The sequence below is a fragment of the Pandoraea pnomenusa genome, assembly GCF_040391475.1.
In the GTDB taxonomy this organism is placed as follows: Bacteria; Pseudomonadota; Gammaproteobacteria; order Burkholderiales; family Burkholderiaceae; genus Pandoraea; species Pandoraea pnomenusa_C.
This window is the reverse complement of the sequence record NZ_JBEBXS010000024.1, coordinates 1-19,071: the sequence shown is the minus strand read 5'-3', so window position 1 is coordinate 19,071 and position 19,071 is coordinate 1. Positions and strand designations below refer to the sequence as shown.

Genomic DNA, 19,071 nt, shown 5'->3' with positions numbered 1-19,071 from the left:
TACGGAGAAACCCCCATGACCATTCGCGTCGCTATCAACGGCTACGGCCGTATCGGCCGCAACGTACTGCGTGCCCACTATGAAGGTGGCAAGAAGCACGACATCGAAATCGTCGCCATCAACGATCTCGGCAATGCGCAGACGAACGCGCACCTCACGCAATACGACACGGCGCACGGCAAGTTCCCGGGCACCGTGACGGTCGACGGCGACTACATGGTCGTGAACGGCGACAAGATTCGCGTGCTGGCCAACCGCAACCCGGCCGAGCTGCCGTGGGGCGAGCTGGGCGTGGACGTCGTGCTCGAGTGCACGGGCTTCTTCACCTCGAAGGAAAAGGCCAGCGCCCACCTGAACGGCGGCGCGAAGAAGGTCATCATTTCGGCCCCGGGCGGCAAGGACGTGGACGCCACGATCGTGTTCGGCGTGAACGAAGGCGTGCTCAAGGCGACCGATACGGTCATCTCGAACGCATCGTGCACGACGAACTGCCTCGCACCGCTGGTCAAGCCGCTGCATGAGAAGATCGGTCTGGAATCGGGTCTGATGACCACGGTTCACGCCTACACGAACGACCAGGTGCTGACCGACGTCTATCACGAAGATCTGCGTCGCGCCCGTTCGGCCACGATGAGCATGATCCCGACGAAGACGGGTGCCGCTTCGGCCGTGGGTCTGGTGATGCCGGAACTCAATGGCAAGCTCGATGGCTACGCCATTCGCGTCCCGACGATCAATGTGTCGATCGTTGACCTGTCGTTTGTTGCCAAGCGCGACACGACGGTGGACGAAGTGAACGCGATCCTGAAGGAAGCCGCAGAAGGCCCGCTCAAGGCCGTCGCCACGTACAACACGGCGCCGCTGGTGTCGGTCGACTTCAACCACAATCCGGCCTCGTCGAACTTCGACGGCACGCTGACGAAGGTGTCGGGTCGTCTGGTGAAGGTTGGCTCGTGGTACGACAACGAGTGGGGCTTCTCGAACCGCATGCTCGACACGACCGTCGCGCTGATGGCCGCCAAGTAAGTTGCGGTAAGCCAAACGGTTCGATCCACGAAAAAACGCCCGCTAAAGTCAGCGGGCGTTTTTTCTTGAGCAGTTTCCCAATCTGTCTGTGACGGCGTGGGGCAATCGCTCAGTTCTTTTGACGATGCGGGCAGGGATCTTTCGTGCAGCTCCCGTACATCGCAAGCGAGTGCTCCTGGAGCGCGAAGCCGCGTTCCTTGGCAATCAGCTTCTGGCGGCGTTCGATCTCAGCGTCGAAGAATTCTTCGACACGGCCGCAGTCGAGGCACACGAGGTGATCGTGGTGATGGCCTTCGTTCAGTTCGAAAACGGCCTTGCCGGATTCAAAGTTGCTGCGCGACAATAGCCCGGCTTGCTCGAATTGGGTCAGGACACGGTAGACCGTGGCCAGGCCGATATCGAGATTTTCACCGAGCAGATGACGATATACGTCTTCGGCGGTCAAATGGCGCACCTCGCTGTTCTGGAAAATTTCCAGAATCTTGAGGCGCGGAAGCGTGGCTTTCAGTCCGATATTTTTCAGATCGGCGGGATTCGGCATCGCTCTACGTCCCTAGAGTACAATACAGCCCCAATAATAATGCCTTTTTGCCTTGCCCGGGCGCAAACCGGGGCAAACGGGACGGTTTATGCCGTCAACGAGGGCGATGTGGCGGCGCGCCCGGCGTGCCGGATCAAGTTCGATTTTTTTGAAAGCGAGTCAGATTTGCGTCGTTATCTCTCCCTTCCGCTCTCCGTCTGCGCTGCGGCGGCATTCCTGGCCCTGGCCGGCTGCTCGACGTATGACAGCGTGACCGACAAAGTGATCGGCGTGGTTACGCCGTATCGGATCAACATCGTTCAAGGCAACTTCGTCTCGAAGGAGGCCTACGACCAGCTCAAAGCCGGCATGACGCGCGATCAGGTGCGTCAACTGCTCGGCACGCCGCTGCTCACCGATATCTTCCACGCAAACCGCTGGGATTACGTCTTCTATTTCAAGCGCGGTAACGCGTCGGTGGTGCAGGAGCGCCATCTGAAGGTGTACTTCGAAGGCGATACGCTGGCCCGCTGGGAAGGTGGCGAGAACCTGCCGACCGAGTACCAGCTGGTTGAGGAAATCGACGGTCAGAAGGGGCGCAAGTCCGTGAAGACCGAGGCGCCGGCCCCGTCGACGGCGAGCGCTGCCGCCGCCGAGGGCGCGGCACCGTCGCCGGATGCCGCCGCCATCGCACCGACCGCCGCGCCGGCTGCAACCGATGTCGCCGCCGTGTCGACCGACGCGGCCGCCGCCAACGTGGCTGCAGCGGCCAAGCCGGTCGCTTTGGCGCCGCAGACGCCGGCCGCAGGCGCGACTGGCGCTACCGGTGCGGCAGCAGGCGCGGGTCTTGTGCCTTCGCCGCGCGTGACCTCGGGCGGCGGGCTGTTCTCGGCCCCGCAGTAAGCTGTCAGAACGACGACGAAAGACTCACCATGATGAAGATTGCGATTGCTGGCGCATCGGGCCGTATGGGCCGGATGCTGATCGAAACCGTTCTGGCCGCCGACGACGCCGAACTGGTCGGTGCGCTCGACCGTGAAGAGAGCCCGGCGCTCGGCCACGATGCCGGCGCATTTCTGGGCCGCGAGACCGGTGTGAAGATCACGGCCGATCTCGACACGGCACTGGCCGGCGCCGAATACCTGATCGACTTCACCCGCCCGGAGGGCACGCTGGCCCATCTGGCCGCCGCAGAGAAGCACGGCGTGAAGATGATCGTCGGCACGACCGGTTTTTCCGAAGAGGACAAGGCGCGTCTGGCCAAGGGCGCAGAGCGCGTGGCGGTCGTGTTCGCACCGAACATGAGCGTAGGAGTGAACGCCACGTTCAAATTGCTCGAAGTCGCCGCCAAGATTCTGAACACCGGTTACGACATCGAAATCATCGAAGCGCATCATCGGCACAAGGTCGATGCCCCGTCGGGCACGGCACTGCGCATGGGTGAGGTCGTTGCCGAGGCACTGGGCCGCGATCTGAAGGAATGCGCGGTCTATGGTCGTGAAGGCGTGACCGGCGAGCGCGATCCGTCGACGATCGGTTTTGCGACGGTGCGTGGCGGCGATATCGTCGGCGATCACACGGTGCTGTTCGCCGGCATCGGCGAGCGTATCGAGATCACACACAAGTCGTCGAGCCGGCTGTCGTACGCGCAAGGCTCGCTGCGCGCCGCACGTTTCCTCGCGCAACACAAGACGGGCCTGTTCGACATGCAGGACGTCCTGGGCCTGCGTTGATCGCACCGGGCTCGTCTCGAGCGCCGGCACAATGGCCGGCGGCTCGTGCGACAGCGGTTGTGCCGGGAAAGGCGACGCAGGGCACGCCACCCGGTTTCCCGGCCTGCTCGAGCCGCCCGCTGCAGCAAGCGTTCACGCCGGATCGCCCGGCGCATCGGCGTCCACAGGATCGAAGGGCGCCACTGGCCGCATCCCCCGCCGCCGTCAGGCCGAATCCGCTCGCGGCGGCGTTATAATCATCGTTTTCCCCGGATCCGCCCCGAAGACCCGGCGTGTCGCACGCCGCGCGCTGCGTCATGCACAGGGGGCGAAGCCGAGCCGAATCCTATCCGCCGACCCATCATGCAAGAAAAATACGTTCCCGCCGACGTCGAATCCTCCGCCCAGTCCCACTGGAAGGCGATCGATGCTTACAAGACCACCGAGCGCGCGGACAAACAGAAATTCTATTGCGTCTCGATGCTGCCGTATCCGTCGGGCAAGCTGCATATGGGGCACGTGCGTAACTACACCATCAACGACGTGATGTACCGCCAGATGCGCATGCGCGGCTACAACGTGTTGATGCCGATGGGGTGGGACGCCTTCGGCATGCCGGCGGAAAACGCGGCAATGGCCAACGGCGTGCCGCCGGCCAAGTGGACGTACGACAACATCGCGTACATGAAGAAGCAGATGCAGGCGATGGGCCTGGCGATCGACTGGTCGCGCGAAGTGGCCACCTGCAAGCCCGAGTACTACCGCTGGAACCAGTGGCTGTTCCTGAAGATGCTGGAAAAGGGCGTCGTCTATCTGAAGACCGGCACGGTGAACTGGGACCCGGTCGACCAGACGGTGCTCGCCAACGAACAGGTGATCGACGGCCGCGGCTGGCGTTCGGGCGCGCTCGTCGAGAAGCGTGAAATCCCGATGTATTACATGCGCATCACCGAGTACGCCGACGAACTGCTCGGCGACCTCGACGACCTCGGCTGGCCCGAGCGCGTGAAGGTGATGCAACAAAACTGGATCGGCAAGAGCTTCGGCGTGAACTTCGGCTTCCCGTACGAACTCGACGGCGAGCAGAAGCTGCTGCGCGTGTTCACCACGCGTGCCGACACGATCATGGGCGTGACCTTCTGCGCGATCGCCGCCGAGCATCCGCTCGCCACGCGTCTGGCCGAAGGCCGTGACGATCTGCAGGCCTTCATCGCCGAATGCAAGCAAGGCGGCGTGGCGGAAGCCGACATCGCCACGATGGAAAAGAAGGGCATGCCGACGGGCTTCTTCGTCACGCACCCGCTGACCGGCGAGAAGGTCGAAGTGTGGATCGGCAACTACGTGCTGATGGGTTACGGCGAAGGTGCCGTAATGGGCGTGCCGGCGCATGACGAACGCGACTTCGCGTTCGCGCGCAAGTACGGCCTGCCGATCAAGCAGGTCGTGGCCGTGCCGGGCGAGACCTATTCGACGGAGGCCTGGCAGGCCTGGTACGGCGACAAGGAAAACGGCACGCTGATCAACAGCGGCAAGTACGATGGCCTGGGCTTCATGGCCGCCATCGACGCGATTGCCGCCGACCTCAAGGCGAAGGACGCGGGCGACAAGCAGGTGACGTTCCGCCTGCGCGACTGGGGTATCTCGCGTCAACGCTACTGGGGCACGCCGATCCCGATCATCCATTGCGAGTCGTGCGGCGCCGTGCCGGTCCCCGAGAAGGATCTGCCGGTCGTGCTGCCCGAGGACCTCGTGCCGGACGGCACGGGCAACCCGCTCGCCAAGTCCGAGGCGTTCCTCAAGTGCGACTGCCCGAAGTGCGGCAAACCCGCACGTCGCGAGACGGACACGATGGATACGTTCGTGGACTCGTCGTGGTACTTCTCGCGCTATGCCTGCCCGGACGCCGACACGATGGTCGACGCACGCACCGATTACTGGATGCCGATGGATCAGTACATCGGCGGCATCGAGCACGCGATTCTGCACTTGCTGTACTCGCGCTTCTGGACCAAGGTCATGCGCGATCTGGGGCTGGTGAGCTTCAAGGAGCCGGCGCAGAACCTGCTCACGCAGGGCATGGTGCTCAACGAGACGTTCTACCGGGAAGACACCTCGGGCAAGAAGACGTGGTTCAACCCACTCGACGTGCAGGTGCAGTTCGACGACAAGGGTCGTCCGGCCGGTGCGACCTCGAAGGAAGACGGCGCCGACGTGACGCTCGGCGGCATCGAGAAGATGTCGAAGTCGAAGAACAACGGCGTGGATCCGCAGTCGCTGATCGATCAGTACGGTGCCGACACGGCGCGTCTGTTCGTGATGTTCGCCGCGCCGCCCGAGCAGCAGCTCGAATGGTCGGGCGCCGGTGTGGAAGGCGCAAGCCGTTTCCTGCGTCGTCTGTGGGGCTTCGGCCAGTCGCAGGCTGCGTTGCTGCGTCAGGCCGATGCAGCGATCGACACGTCCAGCGCGGCGGCCAAGGCGCTTCGCCTGGAGATTCACGGCGTGCTCAAGCAAGCCAACTACGATTACCAGCGTGTGCAGTACAACACGGTCGTGTCGGCGGCGATGAAGATGCTCAACGCCATCGAGAGCGACAAGGGCGCGGCCGGCGCCGGCGCGGTGCGCGAATGCTACGGCATTCTGCTGCGCGTGCTGTACCCGGTGGTGCCGCACGTCACGCACGGCCTGTGGAACGAACTGGGCTATGCCGCGCAACAGGGCGATCTGCTCGACGCGCCGTGGCCGGAAGTCGACGAAGCGGCGCTGGTGCAGGACGAGATCGAACTGGTACTGCAAGTCGCGGGCAAGGTTCGCGGCGCGGTCCGCGTGGCCAAGGATGCTTCGCGCGAAGCCATCGAACAGGCGGCGCTGGCCCACGAAATGACCGCCAAGTTCGGCGAGGGCAAGCCGGTGAAGAAGGTCATCGTCGTGCCGGGGCGTCTGGTGAACGTTGTAGTCTGACGAGATTGATGGTTCGAGGCGGCAGCGACTGCCGCCCGACAACGATTTTGACGTTTGGCGAGAAGAGGGCACACCACGTGCAAATGACATCCGGGCAACGAAGCGTTGGCGTGACGCGCAGGATTTTCGGCTGGATCGCGCTGCTGGGCTGCGCACTGGCGCTGTCCGCCTGCGGCTTCCAGCTGCGCGGCCAGAGCGAGTATGCATTCCAGCGTCTGTATATTGCGGGCGGTGGGCAGATGGCCGCCGACATTTCGCGCTATGTCCGTTTCGGTAGCAAGGGAACGGTTGTGGTGACAGATCCCAAGGACGCCGACGCCCGTCTCGAGTTGGTGAGCACGAAGTCCTCTCGCTTTGCCGTCAGTCTCGATGCCAACGGTCAGGCGCGCGAATACGAGATGCGCGTGTCGTACACGTTCCAGCTCGTTACGCCGGATGGTCGGCCGATCATTCCGCTGAGCACGATTCGCCTGACGCGGAATCTGCCCTACAGCGATAGCGAGTCATCGGCACGTGATACGGAAGCCGCGTTGCTCGCCCGCGACATGGAGCGCGACGCCGTCGATCAGATCATCCGCCGCATGGAAGCTGTCCGGTCCATGCCCGAGCCCAAGCCGCAAGAGTAAGCCGGAGCTCGCCCGCCACCATGCAACTGCGCCCTGACGCGCTCGACGCGCACCTCGCCAAGACGCTCTCGCCGATCTATACGATCTACGGCGATGAGAGCCTGCTCGTGCAGGAGGCGGTGGATCGCGTGCGTACGGCGGCACGTGCGGGCGGCTTTACCGAACGCGATGTACTGAGCGTCGAGCGCAGCTTCGACTGGGGCGCGCTCGCCAACGCCGGGCAATCGATGTCGCTGTTCGGCGATCGCAAGCTCATTGAACTGCGCATTCCCGGCGGCAAACCGGGCAAGGAAGGCGGTGCGGCGCTCAAGGCGCATGCCGAGGCCGCGAGCGGCGATGTCCTGACGATCATCACCCTGCCGCGCCTCGACGCGTCGGCAAGCAAATCCGACTGGTTCACGACGCTCGATCGCGCCGGTGTCACCGTCAAGATCGATCCGGTCGACCGGACCCGTCTGCCCGACTGGATCGCGCAACGACTGGCGGCGCAGGGACAACGTGTCGAAGCCGGCGAGCCGGGGCGTCGCGTACTGCAATTCATCGCAGACCGGGTCGAAGGCAATCTGCTCGCTGCCCATCAGGAAATTCAGAAGCTTGGCCTGCTGTATCCGTCGGGTACGCTGACGTTCGAGCAGGTGCAGGACGCCGTGCTCAACGTCGCACGCTACGACGTCTTCAAGCTGAGTGAAGCCGTGCTCGCGGGCGACGCCGCCCGTCTGGTACGGATGCTCGACGGCCTGCGCGGCGAAGGTGAGGCCGCACCGCTCGTGCTGTGGGCGCTGACCGAAGAAGTCCGCACGCTGGCGAAGATCACGCGCGGCATGGCCGCAGGCAAACCGCTGGCCGTGTTGCTGCGCGAGTACCGCGTGTGGGGCCCGCGCGAGCGCTTGATGGAACAAGCTGCGAACCGCGCCACGCCGGCCATGCTCGCGAAAGCGCTGCAACTCGCGGCGCGGCTGGATCGTCAGGTCAAGGGCCTTCGGGCCGACGGCCTTCCCGGCGATCCGTGGGACGGCATGCTGCAACTCGGTCTGCTGCTCGCCGGTGAGCGACCGCCGATGGCGCGCTCCACGCGTGTACCGCGTCCGGTGCCCGCGTAGACCGCGCCCGAATCCCCGTCCACGCCGGTCCGTGCCTCCCGAGACACGGGAGCCGCGCCAGCAGAATCCCCGCAATTGACGGACAATCTGGCGCATGACCGGCGCCATGCCGTGCGACGCGTCCGAATTTTCGGAATACCCGTCACACCGACAGCCAACCGAATGCCATGGCGGTGACGCCGCCAACAGAACTCGCAGAACGACGATATGGATATCAAAGCCTACATGCAGTCGCTGGGCCAGCGCGCCCGTGAGGCATCGCGCGCCATGGCGCGCGCCGACACCGCTGCCAAGAATCGCGCATTGCTCGCGATCGCCGACGCCATCGAGCGCGACGGTGCGAAGCTGCAGGACGTGAATCGCCGCGACCTCGAACGTGCCCGAGCCAACGGTCAGGACGCTGCCTTCATCGACCGCCTCACGCTATCCGACAAGGCGCTTCGCACGATGATCGAAGGTCTGCGCCAGATCGCGGGTCTGTCCGATCCCATTGGTGAGATCAGCAACGTGCGCGTGCAGCCGAGCGGCATTCAGGTCGGTCAGATGCGCGTGCCGCTGGGCGTCATCGGCATCATCTACGAGTCGCGTCCGAACGTGACGATCGATGCCGCAGCGCTCTGCCTGAAGTCGGGCAATGCCACGATTCTGCGGGGTGGTTCCGAGGCCATCGAAAGCAATACGGCATTGGCCGCACTGATTGCCGATGCACTCGCCGCAAGCGGTCTGCCCGGCGACGCCGTGCAGGTCGTGAACACGCCGGATCGCGCCGCTGTCGGCGAACTCATCACGATGACCGAATACGTCGACGTGATCGTGCCACGCGGCGGCAAGAGCCTGATCGCGCGTCTGATGCAGGACGCCCGCGTGCCGATGATCAAGCACCTCGACGGGATCTGCCACGTGTATGTCGACGCACGCGCCGATGCCGCGAAGGCGCTGGCGATCTGCGACAACGCCAAGACGCACCGCTACGGCACCTGCAACACGATGGAGACGTTGCTCGTCGATCAGCAGGCCATCGGCCAGTTGCCCGCCATCGCTCGCATGTTCCAGGACAAACAGGTCGAGCTGCGCGGCTGTGAGCGTACGCTGGCGGCGCTCGTCGAAGCGGGCGTGAACGGCGCGATCGCGGCGACCGAGGAAGACTGGTCGACGGAATATCTCGCGCCGGTGCTCGCGATCAAGATCGTCGACGGACTGGCGCCTGCCATTGCGCACATCAACCGCTATGGCTCGCATCACACCGACGCCATCGTGACCGAGGACTACACCGCCGCGATGCAATTCCTGCGCGAAGTCGATTCGGCCAGCGTGATGATCAACGCGAGCACGCGTTTTGCCGACGGTTTCGAGTTTGGTCTGGGCGCGGAAATCGGCATCTCCAACGACAAGCTGCATGCCCGCGGCCCCGTAGGTCTCGAGGGACTGACGAGTCTGAAGTACGTCGTGTTTGGTCACGGCGAAGTTCGCAAGTAACCCGGGCATCCCATGCGTCGCATGCAATTGCAGGTCCTCGGTCCGGCCGATTTTCTGAAGATGCCCTGGAAGAACGGGCAAGGCGTGACCACTGAACTGGCCGTGGCACGACAGCCCGGCGACGACGGCTTCGACTGGCGTATCAGTACGGCCACCGTTGCGAATCCGGGGCCATTCTCGGTCTTTGCGGGCATCGACAGAACGCTCGCCATTGTTCGAGGCGGCACGCTGACGCTCAACGTCGAAGGGCGTCCCGACGTCACGCTCACGACGCGTACGCCGCCCTACGCGTTTGGTGGCGAATTGGCCGTAAGCAGCACGCCGACGCTCGAAACGGAAGGCGTGCCCATCGACGACTTCAATGTCATGACGCGTCGCGCCGGCTGGCAGCACACGCTTGCGCAACATCACCTGGGTGACGAAGCGCTGACGTGGACGCTCCCGGCGGGCGACGACGCCGTCGCCTTCCTGTATTGCGCCGCCGGTGACGTACGGGTGGTCTTCGGCGACAGCCAGATCGTGAATCTGCCCGCCGCACACGCGTTACGCATCGATGGGGAAACGGGGGAGTTGCGGTGCGAACTGCGCGCCACTACCGGCGCTGCCGATGTCTTCCTGACGTCGCTCTCGCGTCGCTGATGTCGTCGGAACCCGGCCTGCAAACTGCGCATTGCGGGGCAGGCCGGGTTCCGACGCCGCTTCACTCTGCTGCTCCCAGCCATCCGCCGCTTTTCCCCTCCCGCTGCACCGCCTCCGACGATCCGGAGCGCTCCCCGTACTTTCCCTAGGGCAAATCCGATACTTTTCCGGCGTGCGAAACGGCATACTTCGTCTATTCATAGATAAATCAACGTTCCACCCATGAAACAGATCGATGCCGACGTCGCGCGAGGCCGGGCGTCATGGACCCGTTAAGCGACGTACTTGCCGACCTGCGGGCCGATGCCGTTGTCACGGGGCGCTTCACGTTCGGTGCGCCCTGGTCGCTACGCAAGCCGGCGCTCGAGGGCGCGCCCTTCCGTACCGCCGTGGGGGAGCCGTTCTGGCTCGTCGTGGCGGGCATGGCGCCGGTGCGCATCGAGCCGGGCGACTGCGTGCTGCTCCCGCACGGTCACGAACATGTGATGTGCTCGTCGCTCGACGAGCCCCCCGTGGTGTTCGAGGATCTGATGTCGTCACAGGGCATCGAGCCGAAGCTCGATACGCCGCTCGCCTTTCGTGCCGGCGGCACGGGCGCCGTCAGCGATCTCTACACCGGTGTCGTGATGTTCCGCGATCGCGTGCGCAACCCCTTGCTCGCTGCCTTGCCACCACTGATTCACATCCGGGCCGGCGATCCGGCGGTGCCCGCGTTGCTCACGACTACCATCGCGGGTTTCATCGAAGAGTCGATGCACCGCGGCGCCGGATGGCGTGTGGCAGTCGCGCGTCTGGCCGACGTGCTGTTCGTGCAAATCCTGCGGGCGTATCTCGGTGCCAATGGCGGGGTCAGCACCCACTGGCTGCGCGGCATGACTGACCCGCAACTGAGTCGCGCCATCGCCTCGATGCACGAAGCCCCGCAGCGCGCGTGGACCGTGGAGCAACTCGCCGACATTGCCGGCATGTCTCGCTCGAAGTTTTGCCTGCGATTTCGCGAACTCGTCGGCGAATCGCCGATGTCCTATCTCACCGCACATCGCATGTACCTCGCTGCCGACCGGCTGGCGGGCGCCGGTGCGCGTATCTCCGATGTGGCCGACGCCGTGGGCTACGCCTCGGAAAAGGCCTTCACGCGCGCATTCCGGCGGTGCTACGGCCTGCCGCCGCGCGAATATCTCCGAAGCTGCGAACTGGGCAACTGACGCACGCTCGCCTGAACCCTCACGCCTGAGGGTTTTCCCGTCTCTGGACGAACGGCATCCTTTTCGGGCCGCACGGCCGTTGTTCGCCAATTTTCTCGTTGTGAGAATTCAATCGCCATCAGCCGGCCACCGCGAGGGTGTCCGCGCCGACGGCAGTCACAACGGGAGAGTCAATGGAATTCCAACTCAACGGGCGACCGTTCGTCTTCGATGGCGATGACGACACGCCTTTGCTGTGGGTCATCCGCGATGCTGCGGGACTGACGGGGACGAAATACGGCTGCGGCATCGGCGCATGCGGCGCCTGCACGGTCCACGTCGAAGGTGTCGCCACACGCACGTGCGTACTGCCGGTCTCGGCGGTCGCGGGCAAGCGCATCACGACCGTCGAGGCCCTGTCGCCTGCGCGCTCGCATCCGATCCAGCAGGCCTGGATCGCCAAGGACGTGCCGCAGTGCGGCTATTGCCAGTCTGGCATGGTCATGGCGGCTGCGGCGTTGCTCGAGAAGCATCCGCATCCGACGGACGCCCAGATCGACGAGGCGATGACCAACCTCTGCCGTTGCGCGACCTATCACCGTATCCGGGAGGCGATCCATGACGCAGCAAAACGCTGAGCGCACGATGCGCGCCGTGACCTCGTCCGACGCCCCTGCGTCGCCCGCCCGCCGTCATTGGCTCAAGGGCATGTCGCTCGCGGCGGGCAGTCTCCTGATCCCGATTTCGGCGTCGTGGGTGGCGAGCCCCGAAGCGCGCGCCGCTGGCGATAACCTCGTCGAGATCAACGACTGGATTCGCATCGATGCCGACGGCACGACCGTCCTCGGTCTCTCGCAGTGCGAGGTCGGGCAGGGCGTCTACACCGGTCTGCCGCAGGTGCTCGCCGACGAGCTCGATGCCGACTGGCGACGCGTGCGCGTCGAGTTCGTGACCGCGCGCGATGCCTACCGCACCGCCGCCGCCAACGAGGCGCTGCAGCAGTTCGTGGGTGCCTCGATGTCGGTCACGCTGTTCTACGAGCGTCTGCGCATCGCAGGGGCGCAAGCGCGCGAGGCGCTGGTCACCGTGGGCGCGCGCCGTCTTGGCGTGCGGACATCCAACTGTGTGACGCGCGAAGGCCGCGTCATTCACGTGCAAACGGGTCGCTCGATCGGCTACGGTGAGCTGGCGGCCGACGCCGCGAAGCAACCGCTCAATCCGCATCCGCGCCTGAAGAACGAGTCGGCGCATGCGCTGATCGGCAAGACGGTGTCGCGTCTGGATACGCCGGCCAAGGTCGACGGCTCGGCCGTCTTCGGCATCGACGTGAAGGTGCCGGACATGCTCGTGGGCGCCGTGCGCATGGCGCCGACGTCCGGCGGTGCGCCGATCTCGGTGCGCAATCGCGACGAGATCAAGGCACGCAAGGGCGTGCACGAGGTGGTGCTCGCGAAGGACGCCATCATCGTGGTGGCCGACGACTACTGGCGCGCGAAGAAGGCCTGCGATGCGCTCGACGTCGAATGGAAGGCGGGTCCGGCCGCCGACAGCGCGACGATTCTCGCGGCGCGTCGCGCGGCGCTGGCCGACGGCAAGGCCGGCGTGGCCACCAACATCGGCGACGCCCCGGGGCTGATCTCGGCAGGCGGCAAGGTGGTGACGGGCGAGTACCACACGCCGTACATCGTCCACGCGACGATGGAGCCCGTGAATGCCACCGTGCATGTGCGCAAGGACAAAGGCGAGATCGAGGTCTGGGGGCCGATTCAGGGGCAGGACAAAGTGCGCTGGGCGCTCGGTGGCATCTTCAAGGTGCCGCCCGAAAAGGTCACGGTGCACACGACGTTCCTCGGCGGCAGTTTCGGACGCAAGTACGTGCCCGATTTCGTGATCCATGCGGCGGTGGCGTCGGCGGCCGTGGGGCGTCCGGTCAAGGTGATTCGCTCGCGTGAAGACGATACGCGTCACGGTTTCTATCGCCCGTGCGCGTCGGGGCGCTTCCAGGCCGTGCTCGGCAACGACGGACTGCCCAAGGCGTTGCACGTACGCGTGGCTGGCCAGTCGCTGTACAACGTCATCAAGAAGGATCACTACGAGAAGGCGGGCTACGACGAGACCATGCTCGACGGCCTCTACGATCTCGCCTATGCGGTGCCGAATCTGCGCGTCGAGGGCATCGACGTGCCGCAGCCGAACATTCCCGTGAGCTTCATGCGCTCGGTCGGCTCGACCTCGAGCGTGTTCTTCCTCGAGAGCTTCATCGACGAGATGGCCGACGCGGCGGGTATCGAGCCGATCGAGTATCGCAAGCGTCTGCTCAAGCACGACCCGCTGGCCACGCGTGTGATCGAGACGACCGTTGCCTCTGCGGGCTGGCAGAACAAGGCGAAGCCCGGGGTGCATCGCGGCTTCGGCTACTGTACCTACACAGGACGTGCCGCCGCGTTCTCGACGTACGTCGCCGTCGCGGTCGAAATGCGCGTGGTGAACGACCGCTTCAAGATCGAGCGCGTGGTGTGCGGTGTGGATTGCGGCCGTGCCATCAATCCGAATCTGATTCGCGCCAACATCGAGGGCGGCATCGGCTTCGCGCTCACGAACACGTTCAAGAGCCAGATCACGTTTGCCAACGGTGCAGTGGAGCAGAGCAACTTCGGCGACTATCCGCTGTTGTATCTCGTCGAGATGCCCAGGATCGAGACCGTGATTCTGCCGAGCGATCGTCCGCCGCAAGGGTGCGGGGAAGTGTCGCTGCCGCCGATGGCGCCGGCCGTCGCACAGGCGATTCGTCGCGCGACCGGCGTGCGGGCACGCACGATGCCGCTGCCGCAGACGGTGACCGAGGCGCGTGGGCTCGCACGGGCCGCCGCCGACGAACTGGCGTCGGAGCAGGGACTCGCCTGATGGACGTGCTCGACGCCGAGGTGCTCGAGGCCGTCGCGCGCTGGCAGGCGCAGGGTGACGACGTGCTGCTCGCCACGGTCGCGCGCACGTGGGGCTCTGCGCCCCGTCCGGTCGGCGCCATGATGGCGATGACCTCGCGCGGGCGTGTTGTCGGTTCGGTCTCGGGCGGCTGCATCGAAGACGATCTGCTCGCCAAGGTCGCCGCCGGGTTCCGCCCCGGATTGCGTCCGCACGTGCAGATCTACGGGATGACGGCAGACGAAGCGCATCGCTTCGGCCTGCCGTGTGGCGGCACGCTGGAGCTGGTCATCGAGCGCGTGACGTCACGCAGCGCGCTCGATGCCATGCGCGAGGCCATCGACGCAGGCCGGCTCGGGGTACGCGAGCTGGACCTGCGCACCGGACTGGCGCGCGTGCGTGGTGTGGCGCAACCGGGCGCGTTCGCCTACACGCCCACGCGGCTGACGGTGCCGTTCGGGCCGCGCTGGCGAATCATCGTGATCGGTGACGGGCAACTCACACACCACCTTGTGAGCATGGCCGTGCCGCTGGGCTACCAGATCGTGATCTGCGACCCACGCGACATCCACGATGTCACGCAGGACAGCGCGCATGTGACTCACACACGCGAGATGCCCGACGACCTGATCGTGCGTCTGCGTCCCGATGGCAATACCGCGATCGTGGCACTGACGCACGATCCGAAGCTCGACGACATGGCGTTGCTCGAAGCGCTCAAGTCAGACGCGTTCTACGTCGGTGCGATCGGCTCGCATCGCAATCAGGCCGCGCGTCGAGAGCGACTGGGCATGTTCGATCTGACCACCACACAGATCGAACGTCTGTACGGCCCGATCGGCTTGCCGCTGGGTGCACGCACCCCCCCGGAAATCGCGCTCGCGATCCTGTCGGAGATGACGGCATTGCGCAACGGCGTGCTCTCGCACGTCACCTCGTCTCGGCTGCGCACTCCCCCGGGTGTGAGCCACTTCTGCGCCGCCTGAGGAAGCGAGCGTACCGATACCCCCCCGGAAAACATCGACCAGGTCGCACGCTCACGAGGCGTGCGATGCGGAAGATGATGTAGTTCGCGATGATAAGTAATTCGTAGTCCTATAAAAAACAGGGAATGTCATGAAACACAAAATCTGGATGGCAATGGTGCTTACGGCTGCGGCGGGCTGCGCGAAGGCCGACGGGTTGCAGATCTACGGCATTCTGGACAACAGTCTGGAATACCTGAGCAATGCGGGCACCGGCGCGAACGGCAGCAAACAGTCGCTCTTTCGCGTGAGCAATGGTTCGCAAGCGCCCAACCGCTTCGGCTTCAAGGGCTCGGAAGATCTCGGCGGCGGGCTCAAGGCGATCATGCAGCTCGAGGCCGGTTTCAATCTCGACTCGGGGCAGTTGCAGCAGAACAGTCGGATGTTCGGCCGGCAGGCGTATGTCGGGTTGCAGAATGCATGGGGTGCGGTGACCATCGGCCGTCAGAAGAACCTGATCTACGACGCGTTCCTCGAACTCGACCCGCTCTCGTACTACAGTTATTCGTTGCCCGCGATGGACGCCCAGTTCGTCGGCAAGGCGGACAACTCGATCAAATACGCGGGCAACTTCAACGGTTTCAAGGTCTCGGGCCTTTTCTCGACGGGTTACGACGCCACCATCACCAATGGCGCGCAGGTGCCGGGGCAATGGCGCGTGGGCAAGGAGTACAGCGTCTCCGTGGGGTATGCGCAGGGCCCGCTCAACGTGTCGCTCGTCTACGACCAGCAGCAGGGCACGTCCGTCGCGACGCAGGGCAACACGACGCAGCGCGTGGCGGCCGGGGCGAGCTATGCCATCGGCAACTTCAAGCCGTTCGTCGGGTATCAGTGGTATCTGAGCAATGTGCCGGGTGTCGCGGGACGCAACGAACTCTACTTCGCGGGCTTGCAGTATCGTCCGGTGACCGAGGTGATTCTCTCGGGGGCGATTTACTACAACAACATCACGTCGGCGAATCAGCACCCGTACCTGCTGGCAGCCAACGCGGCGTACCTGCTCTCCAAGCGCACGCAGTTGTTCGCGCAGGTCGGCTTCTCTCGCAACCAGAATCAGTCGAACCTGGGCGTGACGGGCTATGGCATGACCATCGTGCCGGGCAGCAATCAGGTGGGGGTGGCGGTGGGTCTCGCGCACTACTTCTGAGGCGCGCAGGGCTGGCTTGAGTCAAAGAAAAAAGGACACCCGCGGGTGTCCTTTTTCTTTGCGCACCCGTGGCCCGTGGGGGCCACGGCGGCAAGAGGCTTAGTGACGGAAGTGACGCGTGCCCGTCATCAGCATGGCGACATTGCGCTCGTCGGCGGCGGCGATGACTTCGTCGTCGCGCATCGAACCGCCCGGGTGAATCACGCAGGTCGCGCCTGCGTCGACCACCACGTCCAGACCGTCACGGAACGGGAAGAAAGCGTCCGACGCCACGGCCGAACCGTTCAGCGACAGACCGGCATTCTGTGCCTTGATGCTGGCGATGCGGGCCGAATCGACGCGGCTCATCTGACCGGCACCCACGCCGAGCGTCATGCCGCCGGCGCAGAACACGATGGCGTTCGACTTCACGTACTTGGCCACGCGCCAGGCGAACAGCAGGTCTTCCATTTCCTTGGGCGTCGGGTGGCGCTTGGTCACCACGCGCAGTTCGTGCGGGGCCACGTTCTTGGCGTCCGGCGACTGCACGAGCAGGCCGCCGCCCACGCGCTTGAAGTCGTACTGGTTCACGCCGTTGCCGAGCGGCACTTCGAGCAGACGCACGTTTTGCTTGGCTGCGAAGACCTGCTTGGCAGCGTCGGTGAACGACGGCGCGAGCAACACTTCCACGAATTGCTTGGCCACGGCTTGCGCGGCAGCTTCGTCCACTTCGCGATTGAACGCGATGATGCCGCCGAAGGCCGACGTCGGATCGGTCTGGAAGGCCTTGGCGTAGGCTTCGGCGGGCGAGGCCGCGACGGCCACGCCGCACGGGTTCGCATGCTTGATGATGACGCAGGCAGGGGCTTCGAACGTCTTCACGCATTCCCAGGCGGCATCGGCGTCGGCAATGTTGTTGTACGACAGTTCCTTGCCCTGCAACTGGCGATAGTTCGCGAGCGAGCCTTCCGGCGTGACGATGTCGCGGTAGAACGCCGCGCTCTGGTGCGGGTTCTCGCCGTAGCGCATGTCCTGCACCTTGGTGTACGCGAGGTTCAATGTGGCCGGGTAGGCCGAGCGTTCGTCGTGACGCAGCGATTCGCCCAGGCTCGTGAGGTAGTTCGTGATCGCGCCGTCGTACTGGGCCGTGTGCGCGAACACCTTCGTGGCCAGACGGAAGTTCGTGGCGTAGCCGACCGTGTTGGCGTTCGCCTTCATCTCGTCGAGCACCACGGCGTAGTCGGCCGGATCGACGATGACGGTGACGTCACGGTGGTTCTTGGCGGCCGAGCGCAGCATCGTCGGACCACCGATATCGATGTTCTCGATGGCGTCTTCGAGCGAGCACTCGTCCTTCGAGATCGTCTGCACGAACGGGTACAGGTTCACCACGAGCAGGTCGATGGTCGGAATGCCGTGCTGGTCGAGTGCGGCCATGTGCTCGGGCAGGTCGCGACGGGCGAGAATGCCGCCGTGGACCTTCGGGTGCAGCGTCTTCACGCGGCCGTCGAGCATTTCCGGGAAACCGGTGTAGTCGGCCACTTCGGTCACCTTCAGGCCGGCGTCAGCCAGCAGCTTGGCGGTGCCGCCAGTGGAGAGGATCGACACGCCCTGCGCAGCGAGCGACTTGGCGAAGTCGACGATGCCGGTCTTGTCGGAGACGGAAATGAGAGCTTGCTTGATCATGACGGACGAAAGTGAAGCGGCAAAAACGGGCGAATGAACAAATGGGCGTACCGGACGAAGCGTCGGGTGCGGCCGCGCTTACAACAGGCCGTGCTGCTGCAGTTTCTTGCGCAGCGTGTTGCGGTTGATTCCCAGATATTCGGCGGCGAGCGACTGGTTGCCATCGGCCTTGCCGAGCACGAACTCGAGCAGCGGCTTTTCGACGACCGAGACGACCATATCGTAGACATCGTGTGGACGTGCGCCATCCAGATCGCGGAAATACGAATCCAGACTGTCGCGCACGGATTGTTCTATGTTTGCTTTGCTCATGCGGCTAATAGCTCCCTCGGAGATTCTTGTTCATAGCAGAGACGGTCCGAGTGCGCCTTCTGCTGTTCGAAAAACTCATTGACCGCAGCCAACTGTTCCTGCGTGGTGTCGAGCGTGTTCATGCGCTGACGGAACGTGGCTGCCCCCGGCAGGCCACGCGAATACCACGCAATGTGTTTGCGTGCGGTCCGAACACCCGTGTACTCCCCGTAAAACTCGTAGTGATCTTCGAGGTGTTCGTTCATGATCTGCTGGATCTCGTCGACGCGCGGCGGCAAAGCGATCTCGCCCGTCGTGAGAAACAGTTCGATGTCGCGGAACAGCCAGGGCCGTCCCTGCGCGGCGCGCCCGATCATGATGGCGTCGGCGCCCGTGACTTCCAGCACGTGCTTCGCCTTCTGTGCCGTAGCGATATCCCCGTTGGCGACGACCGGAATGCGCGCGGCGGCCTTCACGGCGGCGATCGTCTCGTATTCGGCGTCGCCGTGGTACAGGTCGGCGCGCGTGCGGCCGTGAACCGTGAGCATGCTGATGCCGCAGTCCTCGGCGATACGCGCGACCGTGAGCGCGTTCTTGTGCTCGCGATCCCACCCCGTGCGAATCTTGAGCGTGACAGGCACGACATCGCCGACGGCGCCGACCACGGCCGACACGATGCGTGCGACGAGCGGCTCGTTCTGCAGGAGCGCCGAGCCGGCGGCCACGTTGCAGACCTTCTTGGCCGGGCAGCCCATGTTGATGTCGATGATCTGGGCGCCA

At 64.6% G+C, this 19,071-nt stretch carries 17 protein-coding genes; 13 read left to right on the top strand and 4 right to left on the bottom strand.

All coding sequences use genetic code 11. The annotated features are described in order from the left end of the window. Positions 1–15: 15 nt before the first annotated feature. Entirely contained in the window at positions 16–1,026 is a 1,011-nt protein-coding gene (gap, locus tag ABWO90_RS20505) for a type I glyceraldehyde-3-phosphate dehydrogenase (RefSeq protein ID WP_353193073.1), read from the top strand. Positions 1,027–1,135: 109 nt separating this feature from the next. On the opposite strand, the gene fur is transcribed toward gap, so the two are convergent. Then, positions 1,136–1,567, bottom strand: a complete 432-nt coding sequence (gene fur, locus ABWO90_RS20500) for a ferric iron uptake transcriptional regulator (RefSeq protein WP_023594193.1) — start codon at positions 1,565–1,567, stop codon at positions 1,136–1,138. 165 nt (positions 1,568–1,732) lie between these two features. Between fur and ABWO90_RS20495 the strand changes: the two genes are divergently transcribed. The 12 genes from ABWO90_RS20495 to ABWO90_RS20440 all read left to right on the top strand — a co-directional run bounded on the left by ABWO90_RS20495 (position 1,733) and on the right by ABWO90_RS20440 (position 16,335). Then, positions 1,733–2,449 (top strand): outer membrane protein assembly factor BamE, encoded by a 717-nt coding sequence (locus tag ABWO90_RS20495; RefSeq protein ID WP_353193072.1) that lies wholly within the window; start codon positions 1,733–1,735, stop codon positions 2,447–2,449. Positions 2,450–2,481: 32 nt separating this feature from the next. Continuing rightward, positions 2,482–3,279 carry a 4-hydroxy-tetrahydrodipicolinate reductase gene (dapB, locus tag ABWO90_RS20490; RefSeq protein WP_353193121.1) on the top strand — a complete coding sequence of 266 codons (798 nt, stop codon included), beginning with the start codon at positions 2,482–2,484 and terminating at the stop codon, positions 3,277–3,279. Positions 3,280–3,621: 342 nt separating this feature from the next. Beyond that, a complete protein-coding gene (gene leuS / locus ABWO90_RS20485) occupies positions 3,622–6,216 on the top strand; it encodes a leucine--tRNA ligase (protein WP_353193071.1) in 2,595 nt (864 codons plus the stop codon). Between the two features lie 110 nt (positions 6,217–6,326). Next, positions 6,327–6,842: an LPS-assembly lipoprotein LptE gene (locus ABWO90_RS20480; protein ID WP_353193070.1), complete on the top strand. Its 516-nt coding sequence runs from the start codon at positions 6,327–6,329 to the stop codon at positions 6,840–6,842. A gap of 20 nt (positions 6,843–6,862) precedes the next feature. Continuing rightward, positions 6,863–7,942 carry a DNA polymerase III subunit delta gene (gene holA, locus ABWO90_RS20475; protein ID WP_353193069.1) on the top strand — a complete coding sequence of 360 codons (1,080 nt, stop codon included), beginning with the start codon at positions 6,863–6,865 and terminating at the stop codon, positions 7,940–7,942. A 207-nt stretch (positions 7,943–8,149) separates the two neighbouring features. Next, on the top strand, positions 8,150–9,418 hold the full coding sequence (locus ABWO90_RS20470) for a glutamate-5-semialdehyde dehydrogenase (RefSeq protein ID WP_353193068.1): 1,269 nt from the start codon (positions 8,150–8,152) through the stop codon (positions 9,416–9,418). Between the two features lie 12 nt (positions 9,419–9,430). Further along, positions 9,431–10,057 carry a HutD/Ves family protein gene (locus ABWO90_RS20465; protein WP_353193067.1) on the top strand — a complete coding sequence of 209 codons (627 nt, stop codon included), beginning with the start codon at positions 9,431–9,433 and terminating at the stop codon, positions 10,055–10,057. A 263-nt stretch (positions 10,058–10,320) separates the two neighbouring features. Continuing rightward, positions 10,321–11,262, top strand: a complete 942-nt coding sequence (locus tag ABWO90_RS20460) for an AraC family transcriptional regulator (RefSeq protein WP_353193066.1) — start codon at positions 10,321–10,323, stop codon at positions 11,260–11,262. 173 nt (positions 11,263–11,435) lie between these two features. Then, a complete protein-coding gene (locus tag ABWO90_RS20455; RefSeq protein ID WP_353193065.1) occupies positions 11,436–11,879 on the top strand; it encodes a (2Fe-2S)-binding protein in 444 nt (147 codons plus the stop codon). Next, a complete protein-coding gene (locus tag ABWO90_RS20450; protein WP_353193064.1) occupies positions 11,860–14,145 on the top strand; it encodes a xanthine dehydrogenase family protein molybdopterin-binding subunit in 2,286 nt (761 codons plus the stop codon). Before ABWO90_RS20455 ends, ABWO90_RS20450 begins: the two co-directional genes overlap by 20 nt. Further along, positions 14,145–15,149 carry an XdhC family protein gene (locus tag ABWO90_RS20445; protein ID WP_353193063.1) on the top strand — a complete coding sequence of 335 codons (1,005 nt, stop codon included), beginning with the start codon at positions 14,145–14,147 and terminating at the stop codon, positions 15,147–15,149. Before ABWO90_RS20450 ends, ABWO90_RS20445 begins: the two co-directional genes overlap by 1 nt. A 130-nt stretch (positions 15,150–15,279) precedes the next feature. Beyond that, complete coding sequence (locus tag ABWO90_RS20440; protein ID WP_353193062.1) at positions 15,280–16,335, top strand: porin; 1,056 nt, start codon at positions 15,280–15,282, stop codon at positions 16,333–16,335. A 99-nt stretch (positions 16,336–16,434) separates the two neighbouring features. Here ABWO90_RS20440 and purH read toward each other — a convergent pair whose 3' ends face one another. The 3 genes from purH to dusB form a co-directional block, all read right to left on the bottom strand. Beyond that, positions 16,435–18,000 (bottom strand): bifunctional phosphoribosylaminoimidazolecarboxamide formyltransferase/IMP cyclohydrolase, encoded by a 1,566-nt coding sequence (gene purH, locus ABWO90_RS20435; protein WP_353193061.1) that lies wholly within the window; start codon positions 17,998–18,000, stop codon positions 16,435–16,437. A 78-nt stretch (positions 18,001–18,078) separates the two neighbouring features. After that, positions 18,079–18,312, bottom strand: a complete 234-nt coding sequence (locus ABWO90_RS20430) for a Fis family transcriptional regulator (RefSeq protein ID WP_023594207.1) — start codon at positions 18,310–18,312, stop codon at positions 18,079–18,081. Further along, the coding region (gene dusB / locus ABWO90_RS20425; RefSeq protein WP_353193060.1) for a tRNA dihydrouridine synthase DusB at positions 18,309–19,071 on the bottom strand (763 nt) is incomplete at its 5' end. The genes dusB and ABWO90_RS20430, both read right to left, overlap by 4 nt.